This window comes from Roseivirga sp. UBA838, from assembly GCF_002296035.1.
Lineage (GTDB): Bacteria > Bacteroidota > Bacteroidia > Cytophagales > Cyclobacteriaceae > Roseivirga > Roseivirga thermotolerans.
In genome coordinates, this window is record NZ_DBHC01000042.1 from 282,243 (window position 1) to 299,162 (window position 16,920).

Here is a 16,920-nt window from a genome sequence, read left to right on the forward strand (position 1 = left end):
GGAACAGCCACTTCTTCAAAGCTTTTCCCTTCATTTCCAGATAAATATAGTTTGCTTCCCCAGTGTTTGTGATTTATAGCGACCCACCAGTTACCTTCTTCATCGGCATGAAATGCACCGACCGGCAGACCTACAAAGGCTAAGTGAGTCAATGTCCATTTCCCATCGGTTGGAGCATAAATAATAAGTCCTTTGTCTGTTGCAGCCACTAACTTCATATGCGTTTCTATTTACTGCTTATGGCTTGTTGAAATCGGACTTTCCGCCAGTTTTGTGAATGAGGCGTGTTTCCTTAATGACTATTTCATGAGAGAAGGCTTTGCACATGTCATATACGGTTAGGGCAGCTACTGAAGCTCCTGTCAAGGCTTCCATTTCCACTCCTGTTTTGCCGGTGCATCGTGCCTCACAAGTTATTTCAACTAACAGAGGTGTAGCCAGTTGAATTTGAATATCTACTTTATTGAGATTTAATTGATGGCACAAGGGTATAAGCTCATAGGTTCGTTTTGCGGCCTGTATTCCGGCTATAATAGCGGTTTGAAACACAGGGCCCTTGAGGGTTTTAATTTCTCCGTCTTTAATGTGTTCCTTCATCTCTGAAGGTAACTGTATCAGGCTTTTGGCAATGGCTGTGCGCTGGGTATCGTTTTTAAGGCCCACATCAACCATGGCAGGTTGTTGATCTCGTATATGTGAAAAATCCTTTTTCATAAGCTAGTTTCTAATAGGAAGGTAGGGATATGATTCCCCACTTTTAAATTGGTTTTTGTTTTCGGGCAATACCAGAAAACCATCGGCTTGGATCATATTTGCAAAATCGCCTGATCCGTTGCCTTTAAAGGTTGTAGCCCTGACGGTACCGTCTGATTTATGTTCGAGTGAACATTCGATGAAATAAGTTAGCTCAGGAGCGAACTCTAAATCATGCGTGAGTATGGCATGGGGGAGGTTCGCCTGAATTTTAAGGCTGCAGTTTACCCAATGCCTAATGTATACCAGAGCGCAAACAAAGGATGACACCGGGTTGCCGGGAAGAGCAAATACTGTATTGCCCTTACTGTGAGTGCCAAACCAGAAGGGCTTTCCGGGCCTTTGTTTCACCTTGTGGAAGTGTTTTGTTACTCCTAACTCTTCGAGTACTTCCGGCAGATAGTCGAACTTTCCTCTCGATACTCCACCAGTTAAGACTATTAATTGATAACTTTCTAATATGGATGATATTCGTTTGATCATCAGATCTTTATCGTCTGCAATGTGAAATTGGTCTACTTCGATTCCTAGATCGTTAAGCAAAGACTGAACTCCATAATTGCTCGATCGTCTTACCTGGTGCTCGTCAGGAACATCTCCAATATCAACCAGTTCATCACCGGTAGTTATAATGGCTGCCTTGGGCATTTTCAATACCTCTAAGGCCTTAAGTCCAACAGCTGCTGCTACAATTAATTCCGGATGACTTATTCTTTTGCCACTGTCCACTACAATTTCACCAGCTTGCTTGTCGCTACCTTTAAAATGAATGTTTTGCCTGGCCTGAACATTATCGGCCTGAATGGTGGCTACTCCATTTTCGATGCTAAGGTCTTCATAGCGAATTACCGTATCCAATCCTTGAGGCATAATTGCCCCTGTCATTATCTGAACACATTTACCGGGAATATGGAGCGTTTGTTTGGGAGTGCCCGCACCAATGGTTTGATGTATGGTAAATGCTCTCTGGCCATTGGCAAAGTCAGTGAAGTTAATGGCAATACCATCCATGGTTACTCTGTCGTAAGGAGGCAAATCCCTATCGGCAAGTATTGGAGAGGCGAGTATTCTTCCTGTAGCCTCTTGCAAGGCCACTTTTTCTTTGGCTGGCTCAAAAGGGTACTTAGCAATTGTATCGAGTGCTTGTTGATAGCTGATCATACCTGAGTATCGTATTAAAATCTGATTTAGAAAATTAGACTATCCGCCAATGGTAGCCATAGACTCAAAACTAGCAGATTGCTCTTTATTCTGTTCTGCCTCAAAACCATTCTTTGCTCTTCGTCCAAAATGCTCTCTAAACTTGGCCTGTAGGTCTTTGTCTGTGGCTCCTGCTCTCATATAGTCTCTAAAACTAAAACCTCCATTCTGGTAGAGGCAGGTTTTTAGCTCGCCTTTTGGGGTGATTCTTATACGGTCGCAGGTAGCACAAATGGCTCTGGAATACGCTGGAATAACGCCAAAACTACCGGCATATCCGGGTACTTTATAGTTGTATGAGGTAGAACTGCTGTGATCATCCAACCGTAAGGCCTGCGGGTGCTTGTTCAAAATATGGTGCAAAATCTTTTCATAGTTCCATTTAATTTTTTGATAGCCTTTACTGCCACCATTGAACGGCATCTCTTCTATAAATCGTACACTCACAGAATGCTTTTCAGTTAGGGCAACCATCGGTAGTATATCTTCCAGATTATGCTCTTCCATAACTACCGCATTGATTTTAGTTCTTAGCCCCTGGTTCATTAACTCTTCAAAATAGCTCCATACTTTGTCGAATTCGTTTCTGCGCGTAATTCGCGCAAAGCGCTCAGGATTCAGACTATCAAGGCTAAGGTTAACCGCATGAATGCCCAGTGCCTTCATTTGAGCAATGGTTTCAACAGGAGCCGTTCCATTAGTAGTTATACTCAGTTGCTTTATACCTTTTATGGCCTTTAGCTCGCGCATAAAGTAAACGAGGTCTTTTCTAACAAAAGGCTCGCCCCCGGTGAGCCTTACCTTGTCGATGCCCAAGCCGGCCAAAATGGCAACCAACCGAAGCATTTCTTCATAGCTTAACAACTGGTTTTTGGAGCTCCAGGCAAGACCTTCTTCCGGCATACAGTAGAAACAGCGCAAATTGCATCGCTCGGTTACTCCCAATCGGAGGTATCTTAAAGGCCGCCCATGATTATCGACAAGCAAATTATTTATATTGAGGTTTGTTTAGTCCTTTCAAACGTCAGTCATGACCGACATTGTTTCAAGATTAAGAGAATTAGTTGAAAATAGAAAGCGCTTTGCCATTGCCCGGGTCATACAAACCTGGAGGAGTTCTCCACGGCCGGTCGGGTCGGCCATGCTTGTAACGGAAGATGGTACAATGACTGGATCGGTGAGTGGTGGTTGTGTAGAAAGTGCCGTGGTGGCAAAGGCCCTGGATGTTTTGAAACACAACAAGGCAGTAGTGGCCGACTTTGGAGTGGCCGATGACGAGGCCTGGGAGGTAGGCTTGAGTTGCGGGGGAGCCATAAAGGTGCTTATTCAGTCAGGAGATTCTATTGATTGGGAAGTTATTCTCAATGCTTTGGAGAGTAATGTGGCATTGGCTTGGGTAACTAACCTGAACAATGGGTATGCTAATGCGTTTTACTCGGCACAAGATGGGAGCGATGAGGTAAAGCAGGCCTTGGAACAAAGACAACACTTCTTTGTTGATGAGCAATGGTTTATCCATATTTTTCCTCCCCGGTTGCGGATGCTACTCATTGGGTCTGCGCACATAAGCACGGAACTTTTGGTATTGGCGCAACTGCATGATTTTGAAACACTTTTAATTGATCCGCGCGATACTTTTGTGCGTAAGACCGAGCGTATCATTAAGCCTGACCGGTTGGAGGTAAAATGGCCTCAGGAGGTACTGCCAACGCTGAAACTAGACCGTGATTGCTTTGCGGTAATACTATCTCACGACCCGAAGATTGACGATGAGGCATTGAAATTATTGCTGCCTTCTGAGGTACGTTACATTGGTGCATTGGGAAGCAAAAAGACACATGCCAAAAGAGTAGAAAGGCTAAAAAGTATTGGTTTTACAGAAGCCGACTTGGCTAGAATAGATGCTCCCATTGGTATTGATATCGGTTCGCAGACTCCCAGAGAAATAGCCCTAAGCATAATGGCCGCTATTATTAAGGCCAAGAACAACGGTGCAGGCTAGTTTTTATCGGCTACTATTTTTCCCGATTGTCCTTCTGGTCTGGAGCCTATCCATCCTATTTTACCAGTATTGGTTTCTACCAAAAGAAACTGTTTGTTCTTGCCCAACACTTTATATTGTTCATCAACCAGAAGCAAATCGGTAGTAGTAACAGGGTCAGGTTTCGCCATTAGGGCCATTTCTGACTTTATTACTCCTCTGGAGATTGGTGTATTCAATGTAAGCAATTGATTTCTGGGTATATATCCGGTTCTACCATCGGGGAGCTCAATCTTGCAGCGAGCAGCATTGAGAGCCAAAACCCTGGCTACCTGATTGCGCTCAAGCGTTTCCTGAGCTCTTTGGCTTTTTACATCAGCATAAAAAGGCACTTGCGTTTTCATTCGCATAGTTTCTCCCAGCCAGTCCAAATCGCGGTGCACCACTTTAATACTCCCGTCTATTGGCTTTAAATGATTAATTGGATTCATGGCCCCACGAGAATAAACACCAAAGTGCAAGTGAGGGGGGGTGGTGCGGGCATTACCGGTATTGCCAACGAAACCAATGGTGTCGCCTGCCTTTACCCGGTCGCCTCGCTTCACATTCCAATCGCTCAAATGGGCAAAGTAGAGGCTTTGAGGATTGTGATGGTCTTCCAACCAGATCACCTTGCCTCCAATTCCTCGTTCATCGGCCACTTTTATATACCCATCGGTGGGGGCTACTACGGGTGTGCCGATTGGTGCAAAAATGTCTACTCCTTCATGGCTTCTTGCTCCGCCATCTCGTGGATCTCCCCATACACTGCCAATGGATTTATAGTTGAGCCCGGCCACTGGAAAAGAAAGGGTTGGCACACTTTCGAAAGTGATTTTAAAACTTCCTCCCCTCAATAATTCGGTTTGAAAGCGAAGTACATATTCGGAGTCTTTACGGGGTTCGAAGCCTAACACATGATGGGTGCTATCGGCCGTAGCTACATGAACCATTGAAGATTTTTCTACCCTAAACAGATCGATAAACAAACTGAGGCTGTCTACTGCAAGATCTTGAAGCGAAATCTGAATTTTCTGACCACGCTTGGCCTCAAACCGATAGCCAATGGCTTTGGCTGCCTTATCGTCTACAAAAAAGGCCTCCTCATACGGAAGGTCTATATACAATGGCTTTTCAAGTGCTTCTTTGGCTGAGTTTTGCCAATCTTTGCCCAAAGCTGTATGAAGAAGGTTAGCTCTTTCTAGGGCTTTTTCGTATGCTTCATGGTCGTTTCTGGGAATAAAAGGTTCCGGAATTTTCTCTTCCTGGCATGATGCAATGGCCGCTAAAATGGCAGCCACAAGCACATAATTACGCAATTGCTTAAATCGCATACTGTGATTTTGAGTTTCGACTGGTGTTGGTTTGTCATACATTGACCAATAATCCACTGGATTTTGGCCAAATGATCTTAATTACTGCCAAACGCAAGAATATGTTGCGTTGGTATGCCTGTTCACTAAAAATATTTTCGGAGAGTAACGAAAAAATGGCAGGGGTAGCGGTGTGGTTATTGTTCTTGAGGCAGTTTGCAGGTATAGACCCAATAGTTCATGAATGTTTCAATGGCTCTTGAGTAATCACCCAGATCGCCAGGCTTCACCACATAGCCGTTGGCAGCCTGGCTAAAGGCATCTTTAATGTCGCGCTGGTTGTCACTGGAGCTAAACATTACGGTAGGTATGAACTTGAGCCGTTGTTCTTTCTTAATCAAGTTGAGTAACTCAAAACCTGATATTTCCGGCAGGTTGATGTCGAGAATAATAAGGTTGGGAAAATGAGACTTTGTTTGCTTTAATCGGTGAAGATAGCTTTTGGCCGACTGACCATCTGAGACTACCGTAAGCTCAACCTTATCATCGATAAACTCTTTAAAAAGGTTGATGTCGGCCAAGCTGTCTTCTACATACAATATTCTTGTTTTGTGATCATACATTTGTGCTTTCCTTTAAGTGTTTACTGATTGTAAATTTGAATGTAGAACCTTTGGGTTCGTTGGCTTCAATCCAGATTTCTCCCTGATGTTTTTCTACAATTCGCTTGCAAATGGTGAGCCCCATGCCCGAACCTTTTTCGTCATCGGTGGTGCGCAGGCGTCTAAAAATTTCGAATACCTCTTTTCTGCTTTTCTTTGGTATACCCACTCCGTTATCACTCACTGAAAACTGCCAGGCATTGATAGTTTCTTTAACGGCTATTCGAATAAGGGGCTTTTCTTCTGATTTGAATTTTATGGAGTTGGCAATGAGGTTGATGAAAAGGCGCGATAATAAGATATGTGAACCAACCAAACTAGGCATGTTTTTGTCATAGACTAACTTGGCTTGGCTTTTGGCTATTCTCGACTGTAATTGCGAGCACACGTTTTCTAAAACCTCATTCATGTCTACCTCTTTATAGGGAAACTCACTGGAATTGAGACGGCTATAGTTCAGCAAGTCTTCAGTGAGCTGAATGGAATGTTTTGCGCTCGATTTGATGAACTCGAAGTATTGACGGGCTTTATCGTCCAGCACATGGCTGTACCTCATTTCAAAGAGTTGCACATAATTATCGATAGTGCGTAAGGGCTCCTTGAGGTCGTGTGAGGCTATGTAAGCAAAGTTTTCCAGTTCCATGTTAGACCGTTTGAGCTCCCGGTTGTTTTCTTCCAGTTTCGTCTGCAGCGACTTGAGCTCAGTAATTTCTCTACTTATTGTAACTAGTTCAGTAGGCTTCTGGTTTTCATCCAGCAAAGTTTTAGTAATGGTATCCAGCCAAATTATCGTTCCGTCTTTCCTTTTGGCCTCATATTGTGTGCGAATAAGATCGTTGCCTGCTAGTGCCTGTTCATGAAGGTTTTGCCTCACTTGCTCTAAATGATCTTCCTTAATAAACTCGTAAGGGTCGCGGCCTATCAGTTCGTCTGGACGATAACCCGTTATACGTATCGAAGATGGCGAAACCGACTTATAGCGGCCGTCCAGTTCGTGCCGGCATATGAGTTCGCTGGTATTATCGTGAAGTACCCGATAATTATAGGCAAGGTCGTCTAGCTCGTGTTGAACTCGCCTTACTTCGGTGAGATCTTTTACGGTGGCCACAAAATACTGGACTTCACCTTCATCGTTCTCAATGGGCGAGGGGTTGACTAACACGGGAAACCTGACACCGGATTTTCTTACAAATATGAGCTCGAAGTTTCTGAACTTGCCTTCCATGGTTTCTCCAAGGGCTTTCATAATGGTGTCCAGCTCTTCTTCGGGCCAATAAATGTGTGGTGGAGAACTTTTTAGTAGTTCTTCTTTAGTAAACCCGGTAATGGTGGCCATAGCCTTGTTTACCCAAACGTGCTTTCCTTCTTTATCGATGATTGATATGCCATCGCTTAAGTTTTCCAGTACGGTTTTGAAGGTAGATACCTTTGAGAGCATGCAGTCGAAAAGTTTATGCTGATTGAAATGGATTGAAATAGTGAAAGTCTGTGTGTTTGGTTATTGTTTTCGATATTCCGGTAATAGCCTCAGGAATAAACGCACGAAGTGATTCATTCTCCCAGGCGCTGGTTTTACGCATTCAGAAGAATTATAAGCCTTCTGAAATATCAACTAACAATTTAAAAATAAAGAGAATTTTTTTGAAATAACCTATTGTGGGTAGGCTGTTTTTAAGGACAATATAAAAACAGATGCTATCTGAGGCATAAAATTCTTGATAATACAACCTGTGTACAAAACCCAAAACATGGGGAGATATTGGGCTTTTAAGGAACTAGGTAAGGTGCCTATTCAAAACGGTCGTAGTGACCATTGAGCCATTTCCAAAAGCGAACGATTGGGTTTTTAGTCCTTTTTGCTTCAACAGGTTTTTGCGGCTGGGCTTGAGACGGCACAGACTTAACATTTTTCTTTTTCTTCTTTTTGGGAGCTTTTTCTGAAGACTTATTTTTCAGCTTTTCCTCGTAGTGCTTTTTACGCAGTTCTTTTAGTCGCTTTTCTTCCTGCTCTTTCTTTTTGCGTTCCAGATACTCGGCTTTCTTTTTCCGAGCCTCCACCGGATTTCTGTTGTTTCTGGTTTTTGGTCTTCTCTTTTTATCCGTATACCGCTGACGGGCTCCTTTTTCGTCAATGGTGTTTGTCTTGCCTGTGGCCTGGCTTGATTCTTTCGTTGTCTCTTGCTCAGGCTTTGTTTTTGGTTTGGGTTCTGGCAGGTCAATTTTACCCACTACTTTCAAACCTTCCAACTCGGGCTTTTCTACCTTAAAGCTTTCGAGAGACCGGGTTTTTTCACTGAACTCGTTTTCGAGAGTAATCACCTTGGGCCGGAGAGACTCCACATATTCCGGTTTTTTAGCTTCGGTAACTTTCTCCTTATCTTCTTTTTGAGCGCTTTCTTCTGTAGTTTCTGGCTTCTCAGTCTTTTGAGGAGTTTCCGTAGCCATCTCCGTACCGGTAGGCGTGGCAGATTTAGGAGCAAAATGCGAAGTAAGAAAGGCCAACTCTTCTTCCTGAATCTTTATGTTCGGATGGTTATTTACCTCCCTAAAATGTTCCTTCAGTACTTTAACTATGACTGATGAATCTACCTCAAGTTTTCTGGAGAGTTGTCCGAGTCGCATGCCGTTGGAATTTATGGCTGCGAATATAAAGAACTCGTTTTCAAGATGCTAGTGACCAATTGTAATTCGATGTAGGACCCGTGCCGTCCTATGTTTTCTTTTGTTTTCAGTCCCCTTCAATTCATGGATAACACTTCTTTGCCTTTTCGTACAGCCAAATGGGCAGCACACTATGAACTATGATGCAGTTAACTGTTTTTTCAAAATTCTCTTTGATCTAAAAAATAAACCCTTCACTTTTGGGCAAGATGAAACGAGTAAGCACTATCCAAACCATTATTACCATTGTGGTGACACCGCAATAAGGGGAGGATATTGTTCAAAATATATGATACGAAGCCTTCCCGAAACGGAAGGCTTTTTTGTTTTAGTGCCATTATTCAGCGGGTGCCCAATTTCCAGAGACTTCTGGCCGGGATCACCAAAGTATCTCCAAATGCCTTGCACTTAGCAGGAGATTCTTAGGTAGCACATTCCTGATGAACATGAGAATGTTCTCCCTCTGAATGACTCGGTTCGGGAACATTGAACATAAAATATGAAACAGTTAAACTCAATTATTACAGTAGTCATTATTACCGGCCCATCGGGGTGAGGGAGCGACTTCTGTATGCAGTATTGAAGGCCTTTCTCACCCCGTGAGAGAGGCCTTTTTATTTGGCGTTCTCCTGAATCTATCTGCCAACTGGCAAGCTTATTTCAGGAATTGCCGAATAAATGCCTTATCGATCAGCCTTGTCTTGGCAGGTAGGCTTTAGGATTAGGAAGAGATGAGATTAGGGAGAGACTTAAAACTGTAAAAGCATTAGTGTAAGTACTTGAAAAACAATCAAATAAGGCATCAATTGTTTGAATTGAAAACTGTAGTAAAAAGGAATTTAGGGCTGCAACAGGTAGCTCAAACCAATAATTTCAAAATGTAGAAACATGTATTACAACGACCAGACAACGATTTTTTTAGATGGCCAGTGGTTAAAGGCTGGAGAAGCCAGGGCCAGTTTATACAGCCAGTCCATGCACTATGGGAGTGGGGTGTTTGAAGGCATCCGATCATATGCTACGGCCGAAGGAACCTCAATATTTAAAGCCGAAGCTCACTATGAGCGTTTGATCGATTCCGCGCATAAAATGCACATGCCTTGCGACTATACGGTCAGCCAACTGGTCGATTGGACATACGAGTTACTGGAGCGCAATGGGTTAAAGGATGCCTATATCCGCCCGTTACTTTATCTGGGTGAGAATATGTCTTTACAAAAGGTAAGCACCAGCCACCTTTTTATTTGCGCCTGGGAATGGGGCAGGTATTTAGGAGATAATCTGCTCAATGTAATGGTATCATCCTACGAACGGCCCAATCCCAGAGCTGTGCCGGTTTCGGCCAAAGTTACCGGACACTACACCAACTCTATTTTGGCTACTACAGAGGCCAAAGGCAAAGGGTTCGATGAGGCTCTGTTGCTCGATGAAAACGGTAGTGTGGCCGAAGGTAGTGGTGCCAATTTTTTCTTCGAAAAAGACGGAGAGCTCTTTACACCACCGCTGGGCAACATTCTACCCGGTATAACCAGAGCCACTGTGTTTGAACTGGCCGCACAAATGGGAATAAAGGTAAATGAAGCCTACTTCTCTCCGCAAATGGTTAAAGGAGCAGACGGGGCCTTTTTTACCGGTACGGCTGCAGAAATTGCCGGTATAGAATTTTTAGATGGCAGTCCTTTCCGATTGCCCTGGAAGAAAACCATTGGTTATCGCCTAGCACAGCATTACCAACAACTGGTTCGAAAGACATTGCCTAAAACATTGATAAACGCTTAAATGGAACTTAATAAATATAGTAAAAGACTCACGCAAGACCCCTCACAGCCCGCTTCGCAGGCTATGCTCTATGGCATTGGCCTCACGGAAGAAGATATGGGCAAAGCTCAGGTAGGTATTGTGAGCACCGGCTATGATGGAAACACCTGCAATATGCACCTGAATAAACTGGCAGAGCAGGTAAAAGCCAGTGTTTGGAAAGAAAACCTGGTGGGACTCATGTATCATACCATTGGCGTGAGTGATGGTATTGCCAATGGTACAGAAGGTATGCGGTATTCGCTGGCTTCAAGAGAGATTATTGCAGACTCCATAGAAGCTGTGGCAGGAGCGCATTATTACGATGCTCTCGTAACCATAGTAGGCTGCGACAAGAACATGCCCGGGGCACTAATTGCTATGGGGAGGCTCAATCGACCATCCATTATGCTATACGGTGGCACCATAGCCTCAGGCTGCTACAAAAATCAGAAACTCAACATAGTTTCTTCATTCGAAGCCCTGGGGCAACGATTTGCAGGTACTTTATCAGACGAAGATTATAAAGGGATTATTAAAAACTCCTGTCCGGGAGCTGGTGCTTGTGGGGGCATGTATACGGCCAACACCATGTCTTCGGCAATAGAAGCCTTGGGTATGTCACTGCCTTACAGTGCTTCTAACCCGGCCATAAGTGCTGATAAAACGGAAGAATGCAATAAAATAGGTAAGGCCATCAGAAATGTTCTGGAGCTCGATTTAAAGCCCCGGGATATTATGACCAGGAAATCGTTCGAAAATGCCATTCGGTTGATCACCGTTCTTGGAGGCTCTACCAATGCTGTAATGCACCTTATAGCCATAGCCCATAGCATAGACATTGAGTTGACCCTTAATGATTTTCAGCGCCTTACAGACATTACTCCCTTTTTGGCCGACCTAAAGCCCAGTGGGAAGTATCTGATGGAAGATTTACATGAAGCAGGGGGGATTCCTGCGGTAATGAAGTGGATGCTGAAAGAGGGAATGCTCCATGGCGATTGCCTGACGGTTACCGGTGAGACCATTGCAGAGAATCTGGCTACAGTACCCGATCTGGATAACTCAAAAGCCATTCTTAAGCCAAAAGAGACACCCATTAAACCCACAGGGCATTTACAAATGCTCTTTGGTAACCTGGCAGAAGAAGGTGCTGTAGCTAAAATAACCGGAAAAGAAGGTGAAAGATTTGAAGGAAAGGCCATTGTGTTTGACGATGAGTTTTCTGCGATAAGAGGTATACAAAGTGGAAGAGTAAAGGATGGCCACGTGGTAGTAATTCGCTATGAGGGCCCTAAGGGTGGACCGGGTATGCCCGAAATGCTCAAGCCTACCTCAGCCATAATGGGAGCAGGTCTGGGCAAAACAGTAGCTATGATTACTGACGGCCGATTCTCAGGAGGAAGCCACGGGTTTGTAGTTGGCCATGTGAGTCCTGAAGCTCAGGTAGGGGGTACCATTGCCTTGGTTCAGGACGGTGATCCCATAGTAATAGATGCCACCAGCAATCAAATCAATTTACTGGTATCTGAAGCCGAGTTGGCTGAAAGAAGAAAAAACTGGAAAGCACCGGCTCTTAAAGTGAGTAAAGGTGCCCTTTATAAATATGCCAAAACAGTAAGCTCTGCGGCACAGGGCTGTGTAACCGATAATTAAATGCAAATGGAAGCAACAATAGCTCAGTCAGTTAGCGAAAAAGTAAAGACTTCGGGTGCCGAAGCTGTAATTCGTTCACTCTTGGCCGAAAAAGTCGACCTGCTGTTCGGTTACCCCGGTGGAGCCATTATGCCGGTATATGATGCACTTTTTCACTATCAACAGGCACTTAAACATGTACTTACCCGGCACGAGCAGGGAGCCATACATGCAGCTCAGGGATATGCCCGGGCTACCGGAAAGGTAGGTGTTGTTATGGCCACATCAGGTCCGGGAGCTACTAACTTAATCACCGGAATTGCCGATGCCATGATCGATTCTACGCCATTGGTGTGTATTACCGGTCAGGTGGGATCACACCTTTTAGGTACAGATGCTTTTCAGGAGACAGACATCATAAGTATTTCTATGCCCTGTACCAAGTGGAACTTTCAGGTAACTAAAGCAGAAGAGATTCCTGCCGCGTTGGCCAAAGCCTTTTACATTGCTCAAAGTGGCCGACCCGGCCCTGTACTTATAGACATTACAAAAGATGCTCAGTTTGGAGAGGTAGAGTTTGAATACCGCCCCTGTCAGAATGTGAGGAGTTACAAACCAGTGCCACCAATAAACCCGGAGGCTATTGAACAGGCTGCCGAACTTATCAATTCAGCAAAAAGGCCATTTGTTCTTTTTGGTCAGGGTGTAATTCTTGGGCAGGCCGAAGAAGAATTCAAGAGTTTTATTGAGAAAACGGGTATACCGGCTGCCAGCACCCTTTTAGGACTTTCTGCATTGCCTACCGATCATCCTCTTAATGTCGGTATGTTAGGAATGCATGGCAATTATGGCCCTAATAAGCTCACCAATGAATGCGATGTGCTAATAGCCATAGGTATGCGTTTCGATGACCGCGTAACCGGAGATCTTTCGAGCTATGCCGTTCAGGCTAAAGTCATTCATCTGGATATAGACCCTTCTGAGATCAATAAAAACGTGAAAGTTCAAGTGCCTGTATTGGGCAACTGTAAGGAAACATTAAAGCATCTAACCCAAGCCGTAAAACGAAAAAGCCATCAGGCTTGGCTAGAACAATTCAGAGCCTATGACCAGATAGAGAATGAGCAGGTAATTGAGCCCGAATTGAAGCCATTAGGCCCTGAACTAACCATGGGTGAAGTAATTCGGCAAGTGAATGAACTGGCTCGGGGAGAAGCGATCTTGGTTACTGATGTAGGGCAACATCAGATGGTGGCTTGCCGCTATACTCACTTCAAACAAACCAAAAGTAATATTACTTCCGGTGGATTGGGCACCATGGGATTTTGTCTTCCGGCTGCTTTGGGAGCCAAATTAGGCACGCCCGATAGAGAAGTGGTGGCCGTGATAGGTGATGGAGGCTTTCAGATGACTTTACAAGAGTTGGGAACCATTTTCCAGACAAAAGCAGCCGTAAAAATCATTATTCTCAACAATAGTTTTTTGGGCATGGTGAGGCAATGGCAACAGCTCTTTTTCGATAAGCGCTATAGCAGTACCGAAATGGTGAACCCTGACTTTGTGAAAATAGCGGAAGGCTACGGTATTAAAGGCCGATCAATCAAGCAGCGAAGTCAGCTCAAAGAAGCCGTGGCGGAGATGTTGGACCATAAAGAAAGCTATCTGCTCGAAGTACACGTGGGTAAAGAAGATAATGTATTTCCCATGGTGCCCACTGGAGCCAGTGTTTCAGATGTAAGATTGTCATAGCTATGTGTAAAGACTTTACCATAACCGTATTTACAGAAAACCATATTGGTTTGCTAAACCGAATAACTTCTGTATTCACCAGAAGGCATCTCAACATAGAAAGCCTCAATACCTCAGAGTCTCAGATACCGGGTATTCACCGGTTTACTATCGTGCTCAACACTACCGAGGAGATTGTACAGAAAATTGTGCTTCAGCTGGAAAAACAGGTAGAAGTAATTAAAGCAGTTTATCACCTCGATGAAGAGACTGTTTTTCAGGAGATTACCCTGTTTAAAGTGTCGGTAGAACAAGCAGCTCAGCACAATCTTGTGGAGCGACTTATCCGCGATAAGAACGCGCGCATACTCTCCGTAGAGCAAGACTTCATGATTATTGAAAAAACCGGTCATAAGGCCGAAAACGATGACTTGCTGGAGTTTCTTAGACCTTTTGGGCTCATAGACTATGTGAAGTCCGGCAGGGTGTCGCTTATCAAACCAGACGAAGAACTTAAAAACCTGCATGAGCTAGTCAATGAAGCCAGGCAGGCCAATAATAATCAATCATTTAACTGAAAATCATTTAAACCTTAATACAATGGCATTAATCAATTTTGGAGGCGTTGAAGAAAACGTAGTAACCAGAGACGAATTTCCACTAAACAAAGCACAAGAAGTGTTGAATGGAGAAACTGTAGCCATCATAGGCTATGGTGTGCAAGGCCCCGGACAATCGTTGAACCTCAGAGATAACGGAATCAACGTAATTGTAGGGCAAAGACAACCTTCCAGGTCTTGGGATAGAGCCGTAGAAGATGGTTGGGAGCCAGGAGTGAATCTTTCCTCAATTGAAGAGGCTTTGGAAAGAGGCACTATTATTTGCTACCTGCTCTCCGATGCGGCACAAATTCAGTTGTGGCCAACCGTTAAAAAACACCTTACAGCCGGCAAAATGCTCTATTTTTCGCATGGCTTTGGGGTTGCTTATTCCGATAAAACCGGCATTGTTCCTCCGGCCGATGTCGATGTGGCTCTTGTAGCTCCTAAAGGCTCAGGAACCAGCTTGAGAAGGCTTTTTGTCGAAGGCAAGGGATTAAACTCTTCATTTGCTGTGCATCAAGATGCAACCGGAAAAGCACGGGATCGAATTCTTGCATTGGGTATAGGCGTAGGTTCAGGCTATCTGTTCGAAACCACCTTTATCAAAGAAGTAACCTCTGACTTAACTGGAGAAAGAGGAACCTTGATGGGAGCAATACAAGGGCTGTTTCAGGCGCAATATGAAGTATTGAGAGCCAATGGCCATTCTCCTTCCGAAGCCTTTAATGAAACGGTTGAAGAAGCAACCCAGTCACTCTATCCGCTTATTGCTGAAAACGGTATGGATTGGATGTATGCCAACTGCTCTACCACTGCTCAGCGTGGGGCTTTAGACTGGAAGGACCCTTTCTATGAAGCCACAAAACCGGTGTTTGAAAAACTCTACGCATCCGTAAAAGCAGGTATTGAGGCACAAAAATCCATAGATTCCAACTCTCAGTCCGACTACAGGGAGAAACTACAGAAAGAACTGGACGAACTTCATAATTCGGAAATGTGGCAGGCCGGCCGTGCAGTGCGCGCACTAAGACCCGAAAATGCTCCATCTGTAAAGAAAGAGGAATTGGTTTAACCCCCTCCATCTTTCCCTAGAATAGGAGGAGAGTATTACTGCTAGAGTAGGCTGTAAAGGCCTACTTCAAATGATTCTAGTACCCGTCATTCCCAACTTGATTGGGAATCCCTCTCGGCTTTAGGTGCAATTGTTTGGAGATTCCCGCCTACGCGGAAATGACGTGTTAAATGATACGAATATGCGATGAATACAACTACTTTTTACATGCCACAACTAGCTGATATTGAAAAGGCAGCAGAAAGGCTTCAAGGGGTCATTCAACGAACCCCTTTGTTGCCAAATCTGTCATTTTCAGAAAAGCATGGAGCTAATATTCAATTTAAGCGAGAAGATTTGCAGGTAGTAAGGTCCTACAAGATTCGTGGAGCATACAACCGCATCAGCCAGCTAACCGGGGCAGAAAAGAAGAATGGCGTGGTGTGTGCTAGTGCAGGAAATCATGCGCAAGGCGTGGCATATTCCTGCAGAATGTTGGAGGTAAATGCCACCATTTTTATGCCTGCTCCAACACCAAAGCAAAAGGTAGATCAGGTCAAGTTCTTCGGTAAGCATTGGGTAGATGTGGTGCTGATTGGCGATACTTTTGATGATGCCTACCGCTTGGCTCAGGAATATTGCAAGAAGCAAAAGGCCGCTTTCATCCATCCGTTTGACGATGAGCAAGTGATTGAAGGCCAGGGAACGGTGGGGCTTGAAATTCTGGAGGACGCCCATGACCCCATCGACTATCTCTTTTTACCGGTAGGAGGTGGCGGGCTCGCTGCAGGAGTCTCCACCATTTTTAAGGCACTAAGTCCTAAAACCAAAATCATAGGAATAGAGCCTCAGGGAGCACCGGCTATGCTTCAATCGGTAAATTCCGGTAAAAGAGTAGTCCTTCAATCGATTGATAAGTTTGTCGATGGGGCTGCTGTCCAATCGGTTGGAGAGAAAACTTTTGAGATTTGCAGAAATCAGCTCGATGAGCTTGTTACGGTTCCTGAAGGGCTGGTTTGCACCACCATTCTGGAGCTCTATAATCGCGAGGCCATTGTGGTAGAACCTGCAGGAGCACTGAGTGCGGCCGCCTTAAGCCTTTTTAGTCGGCAGATAAAAGGTAAAAATGTGGTTTGTGTATTGTCAGGAAGTAATAACGACATTTCGAGAACCGAGGAAATTCGTGAACGGTCGTTGCTATATGAAGGACTCAAGCATTATTTCATAGTTCGTTTTCCACAGCGGGCTGGAGCGCTCAAAGAGTTCTTGGTTGAAGTATTAGGGCCGAATGACGATATCGTACATTTTGAATACACCAAAAAAACAGCCAGAGAAAAAGGCCCTGCTTTAATTGGCATTGAGCACATGCGAAAAGAAGACTTTGAGCCGCTTTTGGAACGAATGAATTCGAGAAACTATCAGGTAGAATACCTCAACGAGCAACCGAATTTGTTCGGGTTTATTCTTTAAAACTTAACCGTCACCCTGAACTTGTTTC

Annotated in this window: 14 protein-coding genes and 1 pseudogene; 7 read left to right on the forward strand and 8 right to left on the reverse strand. The window is 44.4% G+C overall.

The features are described from left to right. From B3O12_RS16350 to moaA, 4 genes and pseudogenes are all read right to left on the reverse strand, one after another. A pseudogene (locus tag B3O12_RS16350) lies at positions 1-218 on the reverse strand (glycosyl hydrolase); the annotation flags it as partial. A 19-nt stretch (positions 219-237) separates the two neighbouring features. After that, complete coding sequence (moaC, locus tag B3O12_RS16355; RefSeq protein ID WP_286757091.1) at positions 238-714, reverse strand: cyclic pyranopterin monophosphate synthase MoaC; 477 nt, start codon at positions 712-714, stop codon at positions 238-240. Between the two features lie 3 nt (positions 715-717). Next, the gene (locus B3O12_RS16360) at positions 718-1,914 is read right to left on the reverse strand and encodes a molybdopterin molybdotransferase MoeA (protein WP_286757092.1); all 1,197 of its coding nucleotides are present in this window, start codon (positions 1,912-1,914) and stop codon (positions 718-720) included. Positions 1,915-1,953: 39 nt separating this feature from the next. Further along, complete coding sequence (gene moaA / locus B3O12_RS16365) at positions 1,954-2,940, reverse strand: GTP 3',8-cyclase MoaA (protein ID WP_286757093.1); 987 nt, start codon at positions 2,938-2,940, stop codon at positions 1,954-1,956. Positions 2,941-2,983: 43 nt separating this feature from the next. On the opposite strand from moaA, the gene B3O12_RS16370 reads away from it, so the two are divergent. Continuing rightward, positions 2,984-3,955: an XdhC family protein gene (locus B3O12_RS16370; RefSeq protein ID WP_286757094.1), complete on the forward strand. Its 972-nt coding sequence runs from the start codon at positions 2,984-2,986 to the stop codon at positions 3,953-3,955. On the opposite strand, the gene B3O12_RS16375 is transcribed toward B3O12_RS16370, so the two are convergent. The 4 genes from B3O12_RS16375 to B3O12_RS16390 all read right to left on the reverse strand — a co-directional run bounded on the left by B3O12_RS16375 (position 3,952) and on the right by B3O12_RS16390 (position 8,570). Next, the gene (locus B3O12_RS16375) at positions 3,952-5,307 is read right to left on the reverse strand and encodes a M23 family metallopeptidase (RefSeq protein WP_189631206.1); all 1,356 of its coding nucleotides are present in this window, start codon (positions 5,305-5,307) and stop codon (positions 3,952-3,954) included. The two genes, B3O12_RS16370 and B3O12_RS16375, sit on opposite strands and share 4 nt — an antisense overlap. Before the next feature lie 176 nt (positions 5,308-5,483). After that, positions 5,484-5,909 (reverse strand): response regulator, encoded by a 426-nt coding sequence (locus B3O12_RS16380; RefSeq protein ID WP_189631207.1) that lies wholly within the window; start codon positions 5,907-5,909, stop codon positions 5,484-5,486. Beyond that, entirely contained in the window at positions 5,902-7,386 is a 1,485-nt protein-coding gene (locus B3O12_RS16385) for a PAS domain-containing sensor histidine kinase (RefSeq protein ID WP_286742922.1), read from the reverse strand. Before B3O12_RS16385 ends, B3O12_RS16380 begins: the two co-directional genes overlap by 8 nt. Before the next feature lie 350 nt (positions 7,387-7,736). Further along, positions 7,737-8,570, reverse strand: a complete 834-nt coding sequence (locus B3O12_RS16390) for a hypothetical protein (RefSeq protein ID WP_286757095.1) — start codon at positions 8,568-8,570, stop codon at positions 7,737-7,739. Between the two features lie 927 nt (positions 8,571-9,497). On the opposite strand from B3O12_RS16390, the gene B3O12_RS16395 reads away from it, so the two are divergent. The 6 genes from B3O12_RS16395 to ilvA all read left to right on the forward strand — a co-directional run bounded on the left by B3O12_RS16395 (position 9,498) and on the right by ilvA (position 16,892). Then, a complete protein-coding gene (locus tag B3O12_RS16395) occupies positions 9,498-10,388 on the forward strand; it encodes a branched-chain amino acid transaminase (RefSeq protein WP_286757096.1) in 891 nt (296 codons plus the stop codon). After that, a complete protein-coding gene (gene ilvD / locus B3O12_RS16400) occupies positions 10,389-12,062 on the forward strand; it encodes a dihydroxy-acid dehydratase (RefSeq protein WP_286757097.1) in 1,674 nt (557 codons plus the stop codon). It abuts the gene before it with no gap. A gap of 6 nt (positions 12,063-12,068) precedes the next feature. Then, a complete protein-coding gene (gene ilvB, locus B3O12_RS16405; RefSeq protein ID WP_286757099.1) occupies positions 12,069-13,790 on the forward strand; it encodes a biosynthetic-type acetolactate synthase large subunit in 1,722 nt (573 codons plus the stop codon). 2 nt (positions 13,791-13,792) lie between these two features. Continuing rightward, positions 13,793-14,347 carry an acetolactate synthase small subunit gene (ilvN, locus tag B3O12_RS16410; RefSeq protein ID WP_286757100.1) on the forward strand — a complete coding sequence of 185 codons (555 nt, stop codon included), beginning with the start codon at positions 13,793-13,795 and terminating at the stop codon, positions 14,345-14,347. 22 nt (positions 14,348-14,369) lie between these two features. Further along, positions 14,370-15,443 carry a ketol-acid reductoisomerase gene (ilvC, locus tag B3O12_RS16415; RefSeq protein ID WP_286757101.1) on the forward strand — a complete coding sequence of 358 codons (1,074 nt, stop codon included), beginning with the start codon at positions 14,370-14,372 and terminating at the stop codon, positions 15,441-15,443. A gap of 207 nt (positions 15,444-15,650) precedes the next feature. Next, complete coding sequence (gene ilvA / locus B3O12_RS16420; RefSeq protein WP_286757102.1) at positions 15,651-16,892, forward strand: threonine ammonia-lyase IlvA; 1,242 nt, start codon at positions 15,651-15,653, stop codon at positions 16,890-16,892. Positions 16,893-16,920 lie beyond the last annotated feature (28 nt).

Coding starts and splice junctions, on each gene's coding strand:
- ilvC (WP_286757101.1), top strand. CDS start 14,370: ATGGCATTAATCAATTTTGGAGGCGTTGAAGAAAACGTAGTAACCAGA.
- B3O12_RS16390 (WP_286757095.1), bottom strand. CDS start 8,570: ATGCGACTCGGACAACTCTCCAGAAAACTTGAGGTAGATTCATCAGTC.
- B3O12_RS16385 (WP_286742922.1), bottom strand. CDS start 7,386: ATGCTCTCAAAGGTATCTACCTTCAAAACCGTACTGGAAAACTTAAGC.
- ilvB (WP_286757099.1), top strand. CDS start 12,069: ATGGAAGCAACAATAGCTCAGTCAGTTAGCGAAAAAGTAAAGACTTCG.
- B3O12_RS16395 (WP_286757096.1), top strand. CDS start 9,498: ATGTATTACAACGACCAGACAACGATTTTTTTAGATGGCCAGTGGTTA.
- ilvA (WP_286757102.1), top strand. CDS start 15,651: ATGCCACAACTAGCTGATATTGAAAAGGCAGCAGAAAGGCTTCAAGGG.
- B3O12_RS16360 (WP_286757092.1), bottom strand. CDS start 1,914: ATGATCAGCTATCAACAAGCACTCGATACAATTGCTAAGTACCCTTTT.
- ilvN (WP_286757100.1), top strand. CDS start 13,793: ATGTGTAAAGACTTTACCATAACCGTATTTACAGAAAACCATATTGGT.
- B3O12_RS16380 (WP_189631207.1), bottom strand. CDS start 5,909: ATGTATGATCACAAAACAAGAATATTGTATGTAGAAGACAGCTTGGCC.
- B3O12_RS16375 (WP_189631206.1), bottom strand. CDS start 5,307: ATGCGATTTAAGCAATTGCGTAATTATGTGCTTGTGGCTGCCATTTTA.
- moaC (WP_286757091.1), bottom strand. CDS start 714: ATGAAAAAGGATTTTTCACATATACGAGATCAACAACCTGCCATGGTT.
- ilvD (WP_286757097.1), top strand. CDS start 10,389: ATGGAACTTAATAAATATAGTAAAAGACTCACGCAAGACCCCTCACAG.
- B3O12_RS16370 (WP_286757094.1), top strand. CDS start 2,984: ATGACCGACATTGTTTCAAGATTAAGAGAATTAGTTGAAAATAGAAAG.